The sequence below is a fragment of the Brevibacterium sp. HMSC22B09 genome (assembly GCF_001806795.1).
Classification (GTDB): Bacteria; Actinomycetota; Actinomycetes; order Actinomycetales; family Brevibacteriaceae; genus Brevibacterium; species Brevibacterium ravenspurgense.
In genome coordinates this window covers 1-1,465 of record NZ_KV786036.1, presented here as the reverse complement: position 1 = coordinate 1,465, position 1,465 = coordinate 1, and the positions used below count along the sequence as shown (strand labels likewise).

At 62.9% G+C, this 1,465-nt stretch carries 1 protein-coding gene; it reads left to right on the top strand.

Annotated features, from left to right (window positions below; genetic code table 11):
- The first annotated feature begins 123 nt into the window (after window positions 1–123).
- Window positions 124–1,452 carry an ISL3 family transposase gene (locus HMPREF3087_RS10305; protein WP_062019877.1) on the top strand — a complete coding sequence of 443 codons (1,329 nt, stop codon included), beginning with the start codon at window positions 124–126 and terminating at the stop codon, window positions 1,450–1,452.
- Window positions 1,453–1,465 lie beyond the last annotated feature (13 nt).

The window sequence follows — 1,465 nt, the reverse complement described above, 5'->3', positions numbered from 1 at the left end:
GGGCTCTTCCGGTTTCAGAGTGCGTGACGCGGTCTCTGACTGCCGGGTGTTGGTGATGAATGAGGGGCGGGCCTTGGGTGAAGATAGAAGTTCCTCAACTCGTCTCTCACCCAAGGCCCTGTCGTGCAATCTACCGTTTCTGCCGCGCCGTGTCCCGTCGCTGATGTCATTTGCCGCACTCTCGAGCTCGGCATCCACATCACCGGCGCTCACATCACCGATGATGACATCACTGTCATCGAAGCCTCACTACGAGAACCTCTTGGGTACTGCCCCGAGTGCGGTGCTGAAGGCCGGCTGCGTGACCACGTGATCCGCCGGCTGACGGATGTCCCGATCACCGGCCACCCGACCCGCCTGCACGTACGTCTGCCCCGCTACCAGTGTGTCCACGCCCAGTGCCCGCGCACGATCTTTCAGCACCAGCTCGAAGCGGCCGAACCCGGGGCGAAGACCACGAAACGCGCTACGACCTGGATCCTGAAACGGCTCATCCAGGACCAGATGAGCATCTCTGCTATCAGCAGGGCACTCGGACTCGGCTGGGACCTCGTCAACCAGCTGGCCACCACTGCCGCACAGTCCCTTGTCTACGCCGATCCCACTCATCTGGCCGGGGTTCGGGTCCTGGGTATCGATGAGCACTGCTGGAAACACGTGCGCGGACAAGGAGAGGACTCCTTCGCAACGATCTTCGTCGATTTGACCCCGCTCATCGACGGGACCGGTCGAGCACGGCTACTGGACGTGAAGGCAGGCCGTTCCGCGAAGGTCGTGACCTCGTGGCTGCAGGAACGTTCCCCGCAGTTCCGTGACAGGGTCGAGGTCGTGACGATGGACGGGTTCGCCGGCTACCACACCGCGACCACGAATGCGCTGCCGGACGCGGTGCCGGTGATGGACCCGTTCCACGTCGTCCAGCTCGCCGGGCAGAAACTCACTGCGTGCAGACAACGGCTCCAGCAGCAGATCCATGGGCACCGGGGCCGGAAGACAGACCTCCTGTATCAGGGGCGACGGACCCTGTTGACGAGGAGGTCCCTGCTGAACAAGAAGGGTAGGGACCGGCTGGAGCGGTTGTGGGTCGAGCATGATGACCATGTCGCGTTGGAAGTGACGTACCTCGTCTACCAGGACGTCATCGATGCGTACGAGCATCCCGATCGGAAGACCGGCAAGAAGCTCATGCAGACGGTGATCGAGAGTCTGCGCAGGGGCCTACCTGAAGGGCTTGAGGAGCTTGCTCAGTTGGGGCGGACGCTGTGGCGGAAACGGGCTCAGGTGCTGGCGTTTTTCGATCGTGGTCGCGCGTCGAACGGGCCGGTCGAAGCGATCAACGGGCGCCTCGAGCACCTGCGCGGTATCGGGTTGGGGTTTAGGAACTTCGGCCACTACGTGCTGCGCTGTCTTCTCCACTCCGGGCAGCTATCAGCCCGGGTCAACGCACTCTAGAACCGGAAGAGCC